The organism is Roseobacter denitrificans OCh 114, assembly GCF_000014045.1.
In the GTDB taxonomy this organism is placed as follows: domain Bacteria; phylum Pseudomonadota; class Alphaproteobacteria; order Rhodobacterales; family Rhodobacteraceae; genus Roseobacter; species Roseobacter denitrificans.
The window spans coordinates 1,668,304-1,684,394 of sequence record NC_008209.1; the positions used below are offsets into that span (position 1 = coordinate 1,668,304).

Consider the following 16,091-nt stretch of genomic DNA (forward strand, 5'->3'; position numbering starts at 1 on the left):
CGGGTTCCTATATTCAAAACATGCCGCGTAAGTCCAAAATGGGGCTGTCGCGCGAAACTTCAAAGGCCGTGGCCCCGCTTTCCGAGATCATTTGGATTTCCAGTTCCCGCGCGTTGGGGAAAGCGTCAAAATATGCAAATGTGATTTCAGATGCCGCGGCCGGGTCCGCGCAAGTCAAAAGGTATTCGGCGTGAAACTCGCTGTGACTTGCGGCATGCGCATCATGGTCATGCGCGTGATCTTCGCCATGTTTGTCATGATCCTTGTGCCCGTGATCGGCCGCGTGATCGTCGTGATCCTCGTGTCCGTGATCCGCGGCGTGATCGTCATGTGCCCCGTGATCATGGTGCTCCTCTTCGCTTTCGAGTGCCGCGCTGGCCTGAACGACGCTGCATTGGGCGGCTTCGGGCAGAACAAACAGCGTCAGCGGCTGCGCAAGTTTTGCAACGGCGGAGTCAATGCTGGTGCGGTCCTCAGCGGTTTTGGCTTCATATTCAAAGCCTACGATATCGGCACCCGGTGCATGCAACTGCATCGCAATCTGTTGCCCCTCAAAAGCAATGTCCAAATGGCCAACCCCGTGTTCGTGTGCGTCCAGCTGACGGACCTCTTCGGCCAGTGCGGGCGACGAAATAAGGGTGGAAATTGCGATCAGAGGCAGAATTTTCATATGTCTATTCTATCGGTTTGCTACGGTCCATGCCGGCGCGTCGTGATCATGCAGAGCATCTGTCTGTCTGATGCAAATCACCTGCGCAGAGCGGCTGGTTTTTGTTACTTTATACCATAACAGCAGCCCGGGGTGTTGTACAGTGACGAACACCCAAGGACCGACGCCTTTTGCAATAAGTCGCGCACGCCCGGTCGCAGCGTTGCCCGGTTTGTTGTGGCGCCAGATCAAAGCGTAGTGAAAAAGACCGCGCAGAAGGTGCGTGATCATCCTTATCATGTCTCATCAGGTTTCAACGGGTGCAGAACCGGCTTGGGTTTGCGGACTGATTTGGCGCGGTTTGCCCAAGTGTTTTGCGACGGGTGACTCAAGTGTCACAGCCACATAAAATCCCGTTGTGAAGCGTTGCCGAGCAAACTGAGATGTGCGACATGTTGAAAAGAAACTTCTAAACGAAAGAGTTTAGCCAAATGGCCGACTTTTTATCACGACGCACGATGATGGTGGACACGCAGGTGCGCCCGTCCGATGTGACAAAGTTCCCAATCATAGATGCGATGCTGACCATCCCGCGCGAGGAATTTGTACCTGCTGCACAACGCGAGGCGGCCTATCTGGGCGAAAACCTCCCAATCGGCGGTCACCGGGTGATCCTTGAACCCAGAACGCTGGCCAAGATGCTGGATGCGCTTGATGTATCTGTGGATGAACTGGTTCTGGATGTGGGGTCGGCACTGGGGTATTCGGCAGCGGTCATCGCGCGCATGGCCGAGGCGGTTGTCGCGGTCGAGGAAGACGAAGCGCTGGCGTCAGAGGCACAGGAAGCCCTGAGTGCTGCGGGTGTCGACAACGTGATCTTGCATGTTGCGCCACTGGCCGAAGGGGCTGCACAGCACGGTCCCTATGATGTGATGCTGGTGCAGGGCGGCGTGGTTGAATTCCCCCAGACATTGGCCGATCAACTCAATGAGGGCGGGCGTGTTGCCTGTATCTTCATGGTGGGCGCTCTGGGCGAGGTGCGCATTGGGCGCAAGCAAAATGGGAAAATAAGCTGGCGGATGGCGTTTAATGCAGGTGCGCCCGTTCTGCCCGGCTTTGAAAAGGCTGCGGCATTTCAGTTTTAGGCGGTGTGGGACAGTAAACAGGCTCTCGGAGAGGCATAATAAATGGCAGTAAGAAGAAAAACCAGAAGCGCTGCGCAAGTTATGCGCAAAGCGGCATTCTCACTTGGCGTTGTTTTTGCATTGGCAGGACCGGCAGCGCAGGCCGAAACTCTGGCGGATGCTTTGGCATCGGCCTATCAAAACAGCGGCTTGCTTGATCAGAACCGGGCGCTGTTGCGTGCTGCGGACGAAGACGTGGCAGGTGCCGTCGCGGCACTGAGGCCAATTCTGAATTTCACGGCCAATGTCACCCGTAACTTTGGAACGGCCCGGTCCACGACCAACGCGGGTGGCATTGTCTCCGGGCTGGACAGTACGCAGGCCGACGTGGGGCTGGTTGCAAGTCTTTTGCTATATGACGGCGGGGCGGCATCGCTGGACGTCGAGGCGGCAAAGGAAACCGTATTGGCCACGCGCCAGCGCCTGATCAGTGTCGAGCAACAAGTGCTGTTGCGCGCTGTCGTGGCCTACCTGAGTGTCTATGCGAACCGCGACGCGGTGCAATTGCGCCAGAACAACCTGCGGCTTCTCTCCGAGGAATTGCGTGCGGCACAGGATCGCTTTGAGGTTGGCGAGGTGACGCGCACCGACGTTGCACAGGCCGAGGCCAGCCTCGCGCAGGCGCGCAGTGGTTTGGCAACCGCGCAGGGTGATTTGCAACAGGCGATTGAGGAATATCAGAATGTGATTGGCCGCCAGCCCGGTCAGATCGTGCCGCCGCCGCAATTGCCGCAGATTGAAAGCGACGTGGAGGCTGCGCGCGCCCTTGCGGTCAGGATACATCCCGATCTGCGGGAGGCTCAGCACCGTGTGGCAGCCTCTGAAATCAATGTTCAACGCGCGCGATCCGCGTTGCAGCCGACGATTTCGGCCGTCGGCAGTTTGGGCGTGACCGATGATCTGGAATCGCGTGACTACCGCAACTCGGGTACGATCGGGATCGAGCTTTCACAACCGATCTATCGCGGCGGCGCGCTCAGCTCTTCAATCCGTCGCGCGATCGCATCGCGTGATGCTGAACTGGGCAACCTGCATGAGGTGCGCAAAACGATTTCACAGGACGTGGGCAACGCCTATGCCGCATTGGCCGCGCGTCGTGCCAGCCTTGCGGCGAGTGAAGAGCGTATTCGCGCCGCGCGGATCGCGTTCCGGGGCGTGCGCGAAGAGGCAACGCTTGGCGCGCGGACAACTCTTGATGTTCTGGATGCCGAGCAGGAATTGCTGGACGCTGAGACAGCACGCATATCTGATGAGGCAAACCTTTACATCGCGGCCTACGGGGTGCTCGATGCGACGGGCAGGCTGACGGCCCAGAACCTGAACCTCGGTGTGCAGCAGTATGATCCGACGGCCTACTACAATCTCGCCAAAGATGCACCGACCACACAGTCGGAGCAGGGCCGCCAGCTTGATCGGGTATTGCGTTCGCTGCAGCGAAATTAAGGCTTTTTTGTCAAACCATTGTGCCGCGCGGCTGCGCGCGGTAGACTGCACGCCTGTGTGGAGTGGTAAGATATGTCAGAGCGTGTTGCGAATACAGAGGTGAGTGATGACGTGCGGGCGACGCTGCGCCTGATGGGCAGCAGGGCGCGCAAGACCCCCCATGCAGGGTCAAACGAACGCTTGATACTGACGCCGAAACTGCGGGTTGGCAACGCGGGCGTTCTGCGTTTGTCGTCGCAATATGCCGTCCCGGCGGCCGAGGGACCTGACGCAAATGACACGCCGCCGACGACGAAGCAGAGCGTGTCTACACCCCATGTCGAACCGGTCCGGACGCCCGCGCCGGAACCTGTGAAACAGGACGGTTCAAAAGCAGATGTGCTGGTTTTGACGTCCCCCATCAAACAGCCTGCAGCGTCGCGACCGACAGACGTCAGCGATTTGAAAACAAAGATAACCGAGTTGGAAACCGCCATCGCCAAAACGGTGGATCAGTGGGAACCGGATGGGTCCAGCAACGACCCTTACGCCGGGAAACAGCCGCTTTCGATGGCGTGGCCCGAGGATGATGCTGATGACACCGCAACGGCGTTGCAACATCTCGTGCGCGGGCCTGCCACTGGCAAGGCGCTCACGGATGCGGTGCAGACGGCGGTGTCGGGGCAGGTTCTGGATGAGAAAGCACTGCGCAGCATGGTTGCAGATATCGTGAAGTCAGAGCTTCAGGGCGAGTTGGGCGACAGGATCACCCGCAACGTGCGCAAACTGGTGCGACGTGAGATCCACCGGGCGCTGACGGCAAAGTCATTTTCCTGAAATGCGCCGGGCGTGATGCGGTGATCTGTCTGCGCAATCCCCACGGGATGGCCAGGAAAGTCTGCTACACGTGAATACGCCGGCGCATCTGTTGATCGGCGCAGCCGTCTGGGGGCGGCACAAATCCCGCAGGGTGGTGCTGGCAGCGCTTGTTGGCGGGCTTTTGCCAGATTTGTCACTTTACGTGATGGCGGGCATATCGCTGTTCGTTCTCGGCATCCCGCCGCAGATCGTTTTCGATGAGCTCTATTTTTCGACCCTATGGCAGACCATTTTCGCCATTGATAACTCATTCATCCTTTGGGGGCTGTTGCTGGCGCTCGCCATCCGGAGGCGCGCGCCATGGGCGGTGGCTTTGAGCGGCGCCGCGTTTTTGCACCTTTGCCTCGATTTTCCGTTGCATCACGACGACGGGCGACCACATTTCTGGCCGATTACGCGTTGGGTGTTTGAAAGCCCGCTGAGTTATTGGGACCGCGCGCATGGCGCAGTTTGGCTTGCTCCGATGGAAGCTGGTCTTGCCGTCGCCGCTGCGGTGATCCTGTGGCAACAGCGCCTTGGGCTTGCAGTGACGGTTTTGGTTGCGATCCTGTTGATGGCGGAATTCTGGATCGTGCGCCAGTGGCTGTTTATCTTTATGGCCCAATAGAAAAACGCGCCCGGAAGCGGACGCGTTTTTGTCTGGGATACCGGCTTGCCTACGCTGCTTCCGCCTGCTGAGCAGCATTGCGACGCTCGGATTCTTCGCGTGAAAGTGCAACGGATGTTCTGACGCCTTTGCCGACGAAATCCATCAGGCCTTCGACCACACGTTCGTTGGGGTCAATACCAGCGCAGCTCAACACTTCGCGTCCATCACGCGAGCGCGCCCACCGCGCAATCTGTTCAGGGCCATTGCCGTATTTCTTGTCATCAGCAATTGCATCATCGAGTGCAGCAAGTACCACAGCTGCAAAAAGTTTACGCGCACGATTGCCTTGCTCGTTATTGAAGGCTGTGCCGTCAACGAAATCTTTCATCTCGTCGTCCTTTCCATTATTCTTGCTCTTGTCTTTTCGGCGTGAAGTCCCTTATGCAGGAACCGGAGTGATTCGGGTACCCCGTTTTTGCATACCTTCTATGTGAATTTTGCATGACTTAGGGCGTTGACCACGACATATCGTCGGGTTGTCACCCAACAGCCTCCCATATATAGGAGCGGGTAATAATTCATCAACCTTTTGTATCGGTTTAGACACATGCCTAAAATCAACGGAAACGAAATCCGGCCCGGAAACGTGCTTGAACACAATGATGGTCTTTGGGCCGCGGTAAAGGTCGATCATGTCAAGCCGGGGAAGGGCGGGGCTTTTGCCCAGGTCGAGATGCGCAACCTGCGCAACGGGTCCAAATTGAACGAGCGGTTCCGGTCTGCGGACAAGGTGGAACGCGTGCGTCTCGAACAAAAAGACCAGCAGTTTCTTTATGAAGATGCGGGTATGTTGGTCGTGATGGACACCGAGACATATGAGCAGGTGCAACTGCCTGCGGAGCTTTTGGGCGAACGTCGCCCGTTTTTGCAGGATGGCATGACCATCGTGGTGGAATTCTACGAAGAAGAGGCGCTGAACGCGACCTTGCCCCAGAAGGTGGTCTGCAAAATCGTGGAAACCGAGGCCGTGGTCAAAGGCCAGACTGCCGCAAAATCCTTCAAGCCGGCCCTGTTGGAGAACGGCGTGAAGGTCATGGTCCCCCCCTTCGTCGGGCAGGATGAGAATATCGTGGTCAACACCGAGACCATGGAATACTCCGAACGCGCGTGAGCGTCCTGGCATCGCGCGCCGGGCCTCACATCGCGGGGTCAGGCGATGCGGTGCACTTCCGCCGCGCCCGCCTGCATTGGCCCCGTTGCACGGTCATAGCGCAGGTAGGCCAGTGCCCTGTCGCCCGCACGGCTGTGCAGCACGCCGGCTGGTTTTCCATTCGCAGTGATTTCCGCACCCGGCTCCGCCGGACCCGCGATCGAAACCTGCGCAAGGCCTTTGCGCAATTCGGTCTTGTGCTTCATGCGGGCGGTGACTTCCTGCCCGACATAACAGCCCTTGCGAAAATCAACGCCCGCGATGCGTTCAAATCCGACCTCAAGGATGAAGGTGTCCGGCGTCAGTTCAATTCCGGCTTCCGGGATCTGATGTTCCACCCGCAGGGCGGTCCAGTCGGTGCTGTCATCTGTCTGTGGCGCGTCAGCATAGCGACGCCAGCCAAGGGCGGGATGACGCGGGTCTGCCATCGCTCCTTCAGGCGGATCGCCGAGGCCACGGTGCAAATGCAGATCTGTCGCCTCAATGGTGACATCGGCGCGTAACTTATACATGTTCAACCGTTGCATCAGCATATCGCCATGACTTTCGGCAACGTCGATCAGCATGGCGTCGCCCGATCTGCAAATAAAGAAGTCGGCCAGAAACTTGCCTTGCGGCGTCAACATGGCGGCATAGACCAGCCCTGTTTCCACGCCTTTGATGTCGTTCGTGATCAGGCCCTGAAGAAACTCGGAGACATCTGTTCCGGTCAGTCTGAGGATGCGACGTTTGGTCATGGGGGCCTCTTTGTTAACGTATGACAGGCATATAGCAATGCAGCCGCAAGTTTGAAGAGGTAGCTGAATGCGCGCACCGATTTCGGTGATTATTCCGACACTGAATGCCGAAAACTGTCTTGGCGCCTGTCTTGGGGCGCTCATGCCGGGCGTGGAGGCGGGGTTGATCCGTGAGCTGATCGTGACGGACGGCGGCTCAACCGATGCAACCGTCGAAGTTGCCAAAGCATGGGGGGCCGACGTTGTTGAGGGTGATGCGTCGCGCGGCGGGCAGCTGGCACGTGGATGTCGTGTGGCGCAGGGCGAATGGTTGCTGGTGCTTCATGCAGACACCCGGCTGAATGAGGCTTGGGTTGGTCCGGTCGTGCAGCATCTTGGCAGCGCGCAGGCTGCGTGGTTCAGGCTCGCCTTTGAGGACGGTGGCAGGGCAGGGCGCATTGTGGCGGCCTGGGCCAACCTGCGCAGCCACCTGGGGCTGCCCTATGGGGATCAGGGGTTGCTTGTGCCTGCTGCGTTATACACGCGTGTCGGGGGTTATCCCAATCAGCCGCTGATGGAAGACGTCGCGATTGCGCGCGCTCTCAAAGGCCATATGGTTGGATTGAACGTTACCGCAACCACCAGTGCGTCGCGCTACAAGAAACAAGGCTGGATACGCCGGGGCGGGCGCAACCTTTGGACGCTGATCCGGTATTTTGCGGGCACGCCGCCCCAGCAACTGGCCCAGAGCTACCGTGGCTAGTTTGTGAAGAATCCGCCAATCCGCTGCAGAAGGTTCGCGGGTGCATCCGTCGCGGTTTTCTGTCTCTGTTCCGGGCTGATGGAACGTGTGTCTGCAACGAGCTTGCCATCCTGAAACTGGAGGCGATAGAGGTCGGCGTAGGTGCCGCCGCGGGCAAGCAGTTCGTCATGTGTGCCTTCATCCACGACGCGGCCACGGTCCATCACGATGATCTTGTCGGCATCGCGCACCGTGGACAAACGATGCGCGATCACAAGTGTCGTTCGGCCGGATGCGAGCTTGTCCAGTGCTTGTTGCACCACGGATTCAGATTGCGCATCAAGGGCGGAGGTGGCCTCGTCCAGCAGCAGGATGGGGGTGTCGCGCAACAGCGCGCGGGCGATCACGACCCGTTGTCGTTGCCCACCCGAGAGGGCAGAGCCACGTGGCCCCACAGGTGTGTCGACACCTTTGGGCATCTGCTTGAGGAAATCTCTGACGTGGGCTGCGTCAAGGGCTGCGTGCAGCGCCTCGTCACTGACGTTCTTGCGCCCCATCACAACATTTTCCCGGATGGTCTCGTCAAAGAGCAACGCCTCCTGCGTGACCACGGAATACAAGCCGCGCAGATCGGGAAGTGACATCTCGTTGGTAGCGACACCGCCGACACGCACCACGCCTTCCGTGGGGTCGATCAACCGGGTCAAGAGGTTGAAGACCGTGGATTTGCCCGCTCCGGAAGCCCCCACAAGTGCTGTGGTCTGGCCGGCGGCGGCGGTCAGGGAAAGGTTGTCGAGAACTTCGGTTTCGCCGTACCTCAAGGACACGTTTTCCAGCGCGATATCAGGTGTGCCTGTTGGAGCCGGCTTCGGGTTCTCGGGGGAGACGAGTTTCACAGGCATTTCCATGAGCTCTTTCAATCGCTCAAGCGACGCCGAGGCGACCTGAATCTGGCCACTGATGCTGGCCAGCCGCCGCATCGGGTCAAATGCAAAACCCATGGCCGTGAAAAAACTCATGAACTGGCCAATGGTTTTTTCGCCCGAAATGATCTCGCTGCCTCCGTAGAGGATCACCGCCATGAAACCAAAACCCGACATCACATCGACCATGGCGGGCAGAGACGCCGACCCTTTGATGGTACGCATATTCGTCTTGATGAACTTCTTGGTTGTCTCGCGGTAGCGTCTGCGTTCGTAGTCTTCTGCACTGTTCAGCTTGATCTGCACGATGCCATGGAACACCTCATCCAGACGGGTGGCCAGATGAGCACCAAGATCGCGGGCCTCGCGCGCGCGCCGGCGCACGAAACGTTGCGCGACAATGGCTGGCAGCACGATGATTGGCACCCCGAAACAGGCGAGCAAGGCCCATGTCACATCAACATTGATCGCGACGGCAAGCAGGACGAAGAGGCCGATAAAATCCCGCCCCGCACCTGTCAGAAGGGTGCGCCAGATCTTGTTCACGGCGCCTACATCGCCCTGCACCCGCTGGATCAGATAACCGGGCGGATGCGTCTGGTGAAACTCGCCCCCCTGCTTCATCATTCTGGCCAGAAGATCCTGCCGCACTTCAGATGCGGTCAGCATTGCGACCCGTGACAACAGTATTTTCTGCACGACACCCGAGACCGCCCGCACCAGAAAGATGCCAATCACCACAGCGGCGATGACATAGAGCATCCGGCCATCGCCCTGCACAAAGACATTGTCGAACATGGGCTGCATCATATAGGCGAGCGCGCCCAGCATTGATCCCTCGATGAACATGAAGACCAGCGCCACTGCGATCAGCCTTGCGTGCTTGCGCAAATATCCTCGCCAGAGCCATTTGAACAAAATGCCTGAGGAAACGCTTTTGCTGCTCATGAAATGCCTTTGTTTCCGCATTGGGTGACGTTTTACGTAAACTCTGGTCTATGCTGCGCGTCGCCAAGCTGCAAGCACGCTGGCAATTGACGCGTGGTTTCAGAACGCTAGTGTTGCCGAGAAACAAAAAGGGCAGTCTTGATGACCCAAAAAAGCAACCTGTCTGCCGGGCGGGAGTATCTCGCGATTCCGGGGCCTTCCGTAATTCCTGATGCGGTATTGCAGGCCATGCACCGCGCAGCGCCGAACATCTATGCCGGTGCCTTGCCTGACATGATGCCGGGCCTTGTCGCCGACCTGCGCCGCGTTGCGCGCACCCGCCATCATGTTGCGATTTACATCGGCAACGGGCATGCGGCATGGGAGGCAGCACTGGCCAATGTCATTGGCGCGGGGGATCGGGTGCTGGTCCCTGCCACGGGCAGTTTTGGCCATGATTGGGGGGATATGGCCGCGGGGCTTGGGGCAGAGGTTGAAACGCTCGATTTTGGCAAGGCGTCGGCCATGGATATGGCGCGGATCGGCGAGGCGCTCAAGGCGGATAGATCACATGCCATCAAGGCGGTTCTGGCGGTGCATGTGGACACATCAAGCTCGGTGCGCAATGATATTGCAGCCCTGCGCGCGGTGATGGATGAGGCCGGGCATCCCGCGTTGTTGATGGTGGATTGCATTGCGTCACTGGGCTGCGACGTGTTCGAGATGGACGACTGGGGCGTGGATGTGATGGTCACTGCCTGTCAAAAGGGGCTGATGGTGCCACCGGGCATGGCTTTCGTCTTTTTCAACGACAAGGCTGGCGAGGTTCGACGGCAAATGCCGAGGGTCAGCCGCTATTGGGATTGGACCCCGCGCGCCGCACCTGACCTGTTTTATCAATACTGGAACGGGACAGCGCCCACGCATCATGTCTACGGTCTGCGGGCTGCCTTGGACATGATCCACGCCGAAGGAATCGAAGCTGTGTGGCGGCGTCACGAAGTGCTCGCACATGCGATCTGGGCGGCTTGCAGCGCATGGGGCGCAGGTGGCAGTCTGGCCTTCAATGTGGCCGAACCGGATGCGCGCAGCCGGGCTGTTACGTCACTGAAACTTGAAAGCCCGCAGGCCACCGCGCTGCGCGACTGGACTGAAAACCAGCTTGGCTTGACCCTTGGCATCGGACTTGGCATGGCGACACGGGGCGATCCGGCATGGCATGGGTTTTTCCGGTTGGGTCACATGGGTCACATCAACGGCCACATGATCATGGGGATGCTCGGCGGCGTGGATGCGGGTTTGAAAGCGCTGGACATTCCGCACGGGCCGGGCGCGCTTGAGGCTGCATCCACCGTGATTGCCACCGGTCAGTTGTCGGCGGGGGCGTCGGAGTAGCGCTGATCTTCCAGTTGTTTGCGATGTTCCAGCCACGACACCCAATGGTTGACGACCAGACCCAGAAAGACCGCTGCAACAAGGCCGTAGACCGCAAAGAGGAACAATAGGATCCACGCCAGATTGACGCCGAACATGACGATACAGGCACCTGTGAAATTCGGAGCCCGCCCAAGCTTGTGACCTTCCATATCACACCTCGCTGACCGCTCTTTTCAAAGAGTATAGAGCGGCACGCGTGGACGTCAGCCTTTTTCTGCGCGCCGCAGGGCCTCTGGCAGAACTTCGGCCAGAAGGTCAAGGTCCGCGGGTGTGCCGCAGCTGACCCTGACGCAACGATTGAGGGGGGCGACCATGGGCATGCGCACAAAGATGCCCTGCGCCAGCATCTCTTCCAACACGCGGCTGGCAAAGGCGCTGTCGCGGCAGCAATCAATGGCAACGAAGTTTGTTGCGGATTTGATTGGCTTCAATCCGCAGGATGTGGCGATCTTGGCGATCCGCAGCCGGGACGAGGTGATACGTGCCACCACCGAGCGCAGCCATGTCTGATCGGACAGTGCCGCCAGTGCGCCTTCCTGTGCGGAGCGGTTCATCCCGAAGTGGTTTCTGACCTTGTTGAAGGCCGATATGACATCCGCATGTCCTATCGCATACCCGACGCGTGCCCCTGCAAGCCCATACGCTTTGGAGAAGGTGCGCAGCCGGATCACGCGCGGATCGTCATAGGCGACCGGCACCGCGCTGCTTTCCGGGGCGCATTCGAGATAGGCCTCATCCAGCACGAGCAGCGTGCCGGAGGGCAGCGCATCGAGGGCTGCGGCGATGTCGGAGCCGCTGTGGACCGTGCCCATGGGGTTGTCAGGGTTGGACATGTAGACCAGTTTTGCATCCACCTCACCGGCCGTTTCGAACAGGGCCGCGAGATCTTCAAAGTCCTTATTATACGGGACTTTATGCACAATCCCGCCAAAACCCGCGACATGATAGTTGAACGTCGGATAGGCTCCGTCCGAGGTCACAACCGCATCGCCCGGGCCCACAAAAAGCCGCACCAGATTGCCAAGCAGCCCGTCGATCCCTTCACCGATCATGATCGTATCGGGCGGGGTGCCGAGATGCTGTGCAAGAGCGTTGCGCAGGTCATGGTTTTCCGGATCGCCATACATCCACTGCGGGGTTTCCGCCATCGCGCGCACCGCACTCGGGGAGGGACCAAAGACGCTTTCATTGGCTCCAAGCCGCGCATCAAAGCGCATGCCGCGCGCGCGTTCCTGCGTTTCGGGGCCGACAAAGGGAACAGTGGCTGGCAGGGTTTCGGCGATTTTGGTCAGGCGAAAACGAATCATGCGGCGTGATAAATCAAGGTATGCGTCTTGAGCAAGCCCGCTTTGCAGTGACGTTGCGCAGGCAGTGAAATGTGTGTCAGGATTTCTACAGCTATCAGAAAAGGAGAGCCGCGATGTCGCGCCTGCGCCTGAGCCACCACGATCATATCGCCCACGTCACCTTGACCCGGGCGGAAAAGAAAAACGCGATGGATGATGAGATGATTGATGCCATTATCGCGGCGGGCGAAGACGTTGCAGCCTCTTCTGCCCGCGCCGTGGTTTTGTCGGGGGAAGGCAGTTGTTTTTGTGCGGGCATTGATATCGCCGGTCTGTCCGGGATGGTCGGGCAGGATATCGAAGCGCTTGTCATGCCCCGCACCCACGGCATGGGGACGACGAACCGCTGGCAGGAGGTCGCGATGATCTGGCATCGCCTTGATATTCCTGTGATTGCCGCGCTGCATGGCGTCGTCTTTGGCGCTGGCCTGCAGCTGGCGTTGGGGGCGGATATTCGACTTGCGGCACCGGGCACGCAGGTGGCGGTGATGGAGATGAAGTGGGGTCTTATTCCGGACATGGGGGGCATGGTGCTGCTGCCGCGTCTGGTGCGCGACGATGTGATGAAGCGGATGATCTACACCGCCGCCCCGATCCCGGCGGAGCAGGCGGCGGCCTGGGGGCTGGTCACGGAGGTTGTCGCCGACCCGCTGGAGGCGGCGCAGGACCTGGCGACGCAGATCGCGGGCAATGGGCCGAACGCCATCCGGGCCGCAAAGAGCCTGTGCGCCTATGCCCATACCGCTGCGCCGGCGGATGTCCTGAAGGAGGAATCGCGCCTGCAGGTGGCCTTGTTGGGCAAGCCCGAGCAGATGGAAGTGATCGCCGCGCAATTTGCCAAACGCGCCCCGGATTTTGGCTAGCGCCGGGGGCGCATTTATCGGCTTGGCTGCGCTCCGCTCAGCCCAGTTCGGCCAGTCGCGCCAGCGCTTCTTTCAGCTTGGCTTCTTCCTCTTCGCGCAGGGCGAGGTTGGCGCGGGTTTCCTCGACCACTTCAGGCGGGGCGGAGGCTGCGAATTTCGGATTGTTCAGCCGCCCGCGCAGCCCGCCAAGCTCCTTGGCGAGCTTGCCCAGTGACTTTTCAAGCCGCGCTTTTTCCTCAGCAATATCAATGATATCGGCCAGCGGCAGCCCAAAGGATGCGCCGCGCACGGCGAGGGATACTGTGCCTTTGGGGAAACCCTCTGCGTGCTCAAGTGCTTCAACGCGGGCGAGGCGTTTGATCATCACTTCGTTGCGGTCCCAAGCGGTCTGTCCGGCGGCGTCGATCTCGGTGACGACGAGGGGGACGTAAAGCCCTGCGGGGACATGCATTTGCGCCCGTGCGGAGCGGATGGATTCGATCAGGCTGATGACCCAGTTCACTTCCGCATCGGCATCGGGATCGACCAGTTCAGCGGCGGTATAGATGGGCCAATCGGTGAGCACCAGCATCTCGTCGCGACGGCCGGTTTGCGCCCAGAGGTCTTCGGTGATGAAGGGCATGATGGGGTGCAGCAGGATCATGCATTGATCCAGCACCCACGCCATCGTCGCGCGTGTCTCGGCCGCGAATTCGGCGTTGGCGGCGTCCTGCAACAGGGGTTTGGACAGCTCCACATACCAGTCACAGACCTTGCCCCAGACAAAGGCATAGGCCGCGTTGGCCGCGTCGTTGAAACGGTAATTTTCGAGCGCTGCGTCGATCTCTTCCCGGACTTTCGCGGTCTCTCCGATGATCCATTTGTTCACGGCCTGTTCGACATCGGCAGGAGGTCGGTTTTGCGTCGGTATCACGTCGGTGCGGGCCGCGCGCTGGGCAAAGACTTCGTTCATCTCCGCAAAGCGGCAGGCGTTCCACAATTTGGTGCCGAAATTGCGGTAGCCCGCGATGCGCTGGGTGGAGAGTTTCAGATCGCGCCCCATGGCGGCCATGGCGGTGAGGGTAAAGCGCACGGCGTCCGCGCCGAACTCGTCGATCATGTCGAGCGGGTCGATGACGTTGCCGAGGGATTTCGACATCTTCTTGCCCTTCTCGTCGCGCACGAGCGCGTGGACATAGACGGTCGAGAACGGCTTTTGCCCCGTCACCGCATATTGCATCATCATCATCCGGGCGACCCAGAAGAAGATGATGTCAAAGCCGGTGATCAGCGTGGAGGTCGGGAAGTATTTTTGCAGCGCGTCGTTCTGCGCGTCCAGTTCGGCGTCGCCCGTCCAACCCAGCGTGCCGATGGGCCAGAGGCCGGAGGAGAACCATGTGTCGAGGACGTCGGGGTCGCGACGTAAAGAGACCGAGGACAGACTACCGTTGCTAAAGCCAAAACCATATTGCATGGTGCCTTCGTCTTGCGGATGTTGAGCAAACGAAACGTTATCGCCGTAGTATTCTTTGGCTAGTTCACATGCATCGTCAAACGATGATGCACAGAACGATTTGGGTGTACCCGAATGGGTCGCGGGATAGTCGGAAATCTCGTATTTACTCGGCCCGTACCAAACCGGGATCTGGTGCCCCCACCACAATTGCCGCGAGATGCACCATGGCTCGATGTTTTCCAGCCAGTTGAAGTAGACCTTCTTGTCCTGCTCGGGGAAGATTTGGGTGTCGCCATTGCGCACGGCGTCAATCGCGGGCTGCACGATTTTGGAGGTTTCGACGAACCACTGGTCGGTCAGCATCGGCTCGATGACGACCTTGGAGCGGTCGCCAAAGGGCTGCATGATCTTTTTGTTCTCGACCAGCGGCTCAAGGAAAGGTTCGTCCACGGGCAAAAACGCGTCTTCGGGGTCGGGGTTGGCGACGGGGACCATGACGGCCAGCCCTTCGGCGGTGATCTGTTTCACGACCGCCTTGCGGGCTTTGAGCCGGTCCAGCCCGCGCAATTCGTCCGGCACGAGGTTGACCGAGTCGGCTTCGGCTTCAGTGAGTGTGCGCTCGCCCTGGGCCACGGCCATCGCAATCGCGGCGGCCTCGGCGTAGGGGGCACCGTCGTCGCGCATGGCGGCTTTGGTGTCCATCAGGCGGTAGAGCGGGATGCCGTTGCGTTTGGCCACGGCGTAGTCGTTGAAGTCATGCGCGCCTGTGATCTTGACCGCACCGGAGCCGAAGTCGGGATCGGGGTATTCATCGGTGATGATCGGGATCAGGCGGCGGTGTTCCTTGGGTCCGACCGGGATTTCGCAGAGCTTGCCGACGATTGGCGCATAGCGTTCATCTGACGGATGCACGGCAACCGCGCCATCGCCCAGCATGGTTTCGGGCCGGGTCGTGGCGATCGAGATATAATTGCGGGTCTCGCGCAGGGTGACGTTTCCGTCCTCGTCCTTTTCGACGTATTCATAAGTGGCCCCCTCGGCGAGCGGGTATTTGAAGTGCCACATGTGGCCATCGACTTCGATGTTCTCGACCTCAAGGTCCGAGATCGCGGTTTCGAAATGCGGGTCCCAGTTGACCAGCCGCTTGCCGCGATAAATGAGGCCCTTGTTGTACATGTCCACGAAGACCTTGATGACCGCGTCGTGGAAATTCGGGCCGTTGCCTGCGTCAGGGTCGCCCGGTGCGCCGCCCATGGTGAAGGCTTCGCGCGACCAGTCACAGGACGCGCCGAGGCGTTTGAGTTGCCCGATGATCGTGCCGCGTGATTTGACCTTTTGCTGCCAGACACGGGCAACGAAGTCATCGCGCGTCATGTCTTGGCGGCGGCCTTCGCCATTGGCGGCCATTTCGCGTTCGGTGACCATCTGCGTGGCGATGCCCGCGTGATCGGTGCCGGGCTGCCAGAGCGTGTCGAAGCCGCGCATGCGGTGCCAGCGGATCAGGATATCCTGCAGCGTGTTGTTGAAGGCGTGCCCCATGTGCAGCGATCCCGTCACATTGGGCGGGGGGATCATGATCGAAAAGGTTTCAGCAGCTGCCCGGGCGTTGGCCCCGGCCTTGAATGCGCCCGCCTGTTCCCAGGCGGCGTAGAGGCGTGCTTCGGCCTCTTTTGCGTCGAATGTCTTGTCCAGCGCCATTACATGCGTCCTTTACCCTTGCTTGCGCGATGATCTAGCCGAGGTCGCCGCAAAGGGAAAGGTCGGGCGTG

General features: G+C 59.6%; 15 protein-coding genes. 8 read left to right on the top strand and 7 right to left on the bottom strand.

Annotation, left to right across the window (positions count from 1 at the left end; all coding sequences use genetic code 11):
* Positions 1 to 13: 13 nt before the first annotated feature.
* Positions 14 to 670 carry a zinc uptake protein ZrgA gene (locus RD1_RS08015; protein ID WP_011567980.1) on the bottom strand — a complete coding sequence of 219 codons (657 nt, stop codon included), beginning with the start codon at positions 668 to 670 and terminating at the stop codon, positions 14 to 16.
* Between the two features lie 470 nt (positions 671 to 1,140).
* Between RD1_RS08015 and RD1_RS08025 the strand changes: the two genes are divergently transcribed.
* From RD1_RS08025 to RD1_RS08040, 4 genes are all read left to right on the top strand, one after another.
* Positions 1,141 to 1,794 (top strand): protein-L-isoaspartate O-methyltransferase family protein, encoded by a 654-nt coding sequence (locus RD1_RS08025; RefSeq protein ID WP_011567981.1) that lies wholly within the window; start codon positions 1,141 to 1,143, stop codon positions 1,792 to 1,794.
* A 42-nt stretch (positions 1,795 to 1,836) separates the two neighbouring features.
* The gene (locus RD1_RS08030; RefSeq protein WP_044033014.1) at positions 1,837 to 3,276 is read left to right on the top strand and encodes a TolC family outer membrane protein; all 1,440 of its coding nucleotides are present in this window, start codon (positions 1,837 to 1,839) and stop codon (positions 3,274 to 3,276) included.
* Positions 3,277 to 3,348: 72 nt separating this feature from the next.
* A complete protein-coding gene (locus tag RD1_RS08035) occupies positions 3,349 to 4,092 on the top strand; it encodes a hypothetical protein (protein WP_011567983.1) in 744 nt (247 codons plus the stop codon).
* Between the two features lie 70 nt (positions 4,093 to 4,162).
* Positions 4,163 to 4,741, top strand: a complete 579-nt coding sequence (locus RD1_RS08040) for a hypothetical protein (RefSeq protein WP_044033015.1) — start codon at positions 4,163 to 4,165, stop codon at positions 4,739 to 4,741.
* Between the two features lie 49 nt (positions 4,742 to 4,790).
* Here the strand turns inward: RD1_RS08040 and RD1_RS08045 are convergent, their stop codons facing one another.
* Entirely contained in the window at positions 4,791 to 5,111 is a 321-nt protein-coding gene (locus RD1_RS08045; protein ID WP_011567985.1) for a DUF6280 family protein, read from the bottom strand.
* Positions 5,112 to 5,330: 219 nt separating this feature from the next.
* Here RD1_RS08045 and efp point away from each other — a divergent pair, with 219 nt between their 5' ends.
* Positions 5,331 to 5,894: an elongation factor P gene (gene efp / locus RD1_RS08050; RefSeq protein WP_011567986.1), complete on the top strand. Its 564-nt coding sequence runs from the start codon at positions 5,331 to 5,333 to the stop codon at positions 5,892 to 5,894.
* Positions 5,895 to 5,932: 38 nt separating this feature from the next.
* Here efp and RD1_RS08055 read toward each other — a convergent pair whose 3' ends face one another.
* Complete coding sequence (locus tag RD1_RS08055; protein ID WP_011567987.1) at positions 5,933 to 6,670, bottom strand: YgfZ/GcvT domain-containing protein; 738 nt, start codon at positions 6,668 to 6,670, stop codon at positions 5,933 to 5,935.
* Between the two features lie 67 nt (positions 6,671 to 6,737).
* Between RD1_RS08055 and RD1_RS08060 the strand changes: the two genes are divergently transcribed.
* The gene (locus RD1_RS08060) at positions 6,738 to 7,412 is read left to right on the top strand and encodes a TIGR04283 family arsenosugar biosynthesis glycosyltransferase (protein ID WP_011567988.1); all 675 of its coding nucleotides are present in this window, start codon (positions 6,738 to 6,740) and stop codon (positions 7,410 to 7,412) included.
* On the opposite strand, the gene RD1_RS08065 is transcribed toward RD1_RS08060, so the two are convergent.
* Positions 7,409 to 9,262, bottom strand: a complete 1,854-nt coding sequence (locus RD1_RS08065; protein ID WP_011567989.1) for an ABC transporter ATP-binding protein — start codon at positions 9,260 to 9,262, stop codon at positions 7,409 to 7,411. The two genes, RD1_RS08060 and RD1_RS08065, sit on opposite strands and share 4 nt — an antisense overlap.
* A 141-nt stretch (positions 9,263 to 9,403) precedes the next feature.
* Between RD1_RS08065 and RD1_RS08070 the strand changes: the two genes are divergently transcribed.
* The gene (locus RD1_RS08070) at positions 9,404 to 10,636 is read left to right on the top strand and encodes a pyridoxal-phosphate-dependent aminotransferase family protein (protein ID WP_011567990.1); all 1,233 of its coding nucleotides are present in this window, start codon (positions 9,404 to 9,406) and stop codon (positions 10,634 to 10,636) included.
* On the opposite strand, the gene RD1_RS08075 is transcribed toward RD1_RS08070, so the two are convergent.
* Positions 10,609 to 10,827: a hypothetical protein gene (locus RD1_RS08075; RefSeq protein ID WP_011567991.1), complete on the bottom strand. Its 219-nt coding sequence runs from the start codon at positions 10,825 to 10,827 to the stop codon at positions 10,609 to 10,611. The genes RD1_RS08070 and RD1_RS08075 overlap by 28 nt on opposite strands.
* Before the next feature lie 54 nt (positions 10,828 to 10,881).
* A complete protein-coding gene (locus RD1_RS08080; RefSeq protein WP_011567992.1) occupies positions 10,882 to 11,985 on the bottom strand; it encodes a pyridoxal phosphate-dependent aminotransferase in 1,104 nt (367 codons plus the stop codon).
* 113 nt (positions 11,986 to 12,098) lie between these two features.
* Between RD1_RS08080 and RD1_RS08085 the strand changes: the two genes are divergently transcribed.
* Positions 12,099 to 12,887: a crotonase/enoyl-CoA hydratase family protein gene (locus RD1_RS08085; protein ID WP_011567993.1), complete on the top strand. Its 789-nt coding sequence runs from the start codon at positions 12,099 to 12,101 to the stop codon at positions 12,885 to 12,887.
* 37 nt (positions 12,888 to 12,924) lie between these two features.
* Here the strand turns inward: RD1_RS08085 and RD1_RS08090 are convergent, their stop codons facing one another.
* Entirely contained in the window at positions 12,925 to 16,020 is a 3,096-nt protein-coding gene (locus tag RD1_RS08090) for a valine--tRNA ligase (RefSeq protein WP_011567994.1), read from the bottom strand.
* Positions 16,021 to 16,091 lie beyond the last annotated feature (71 nt).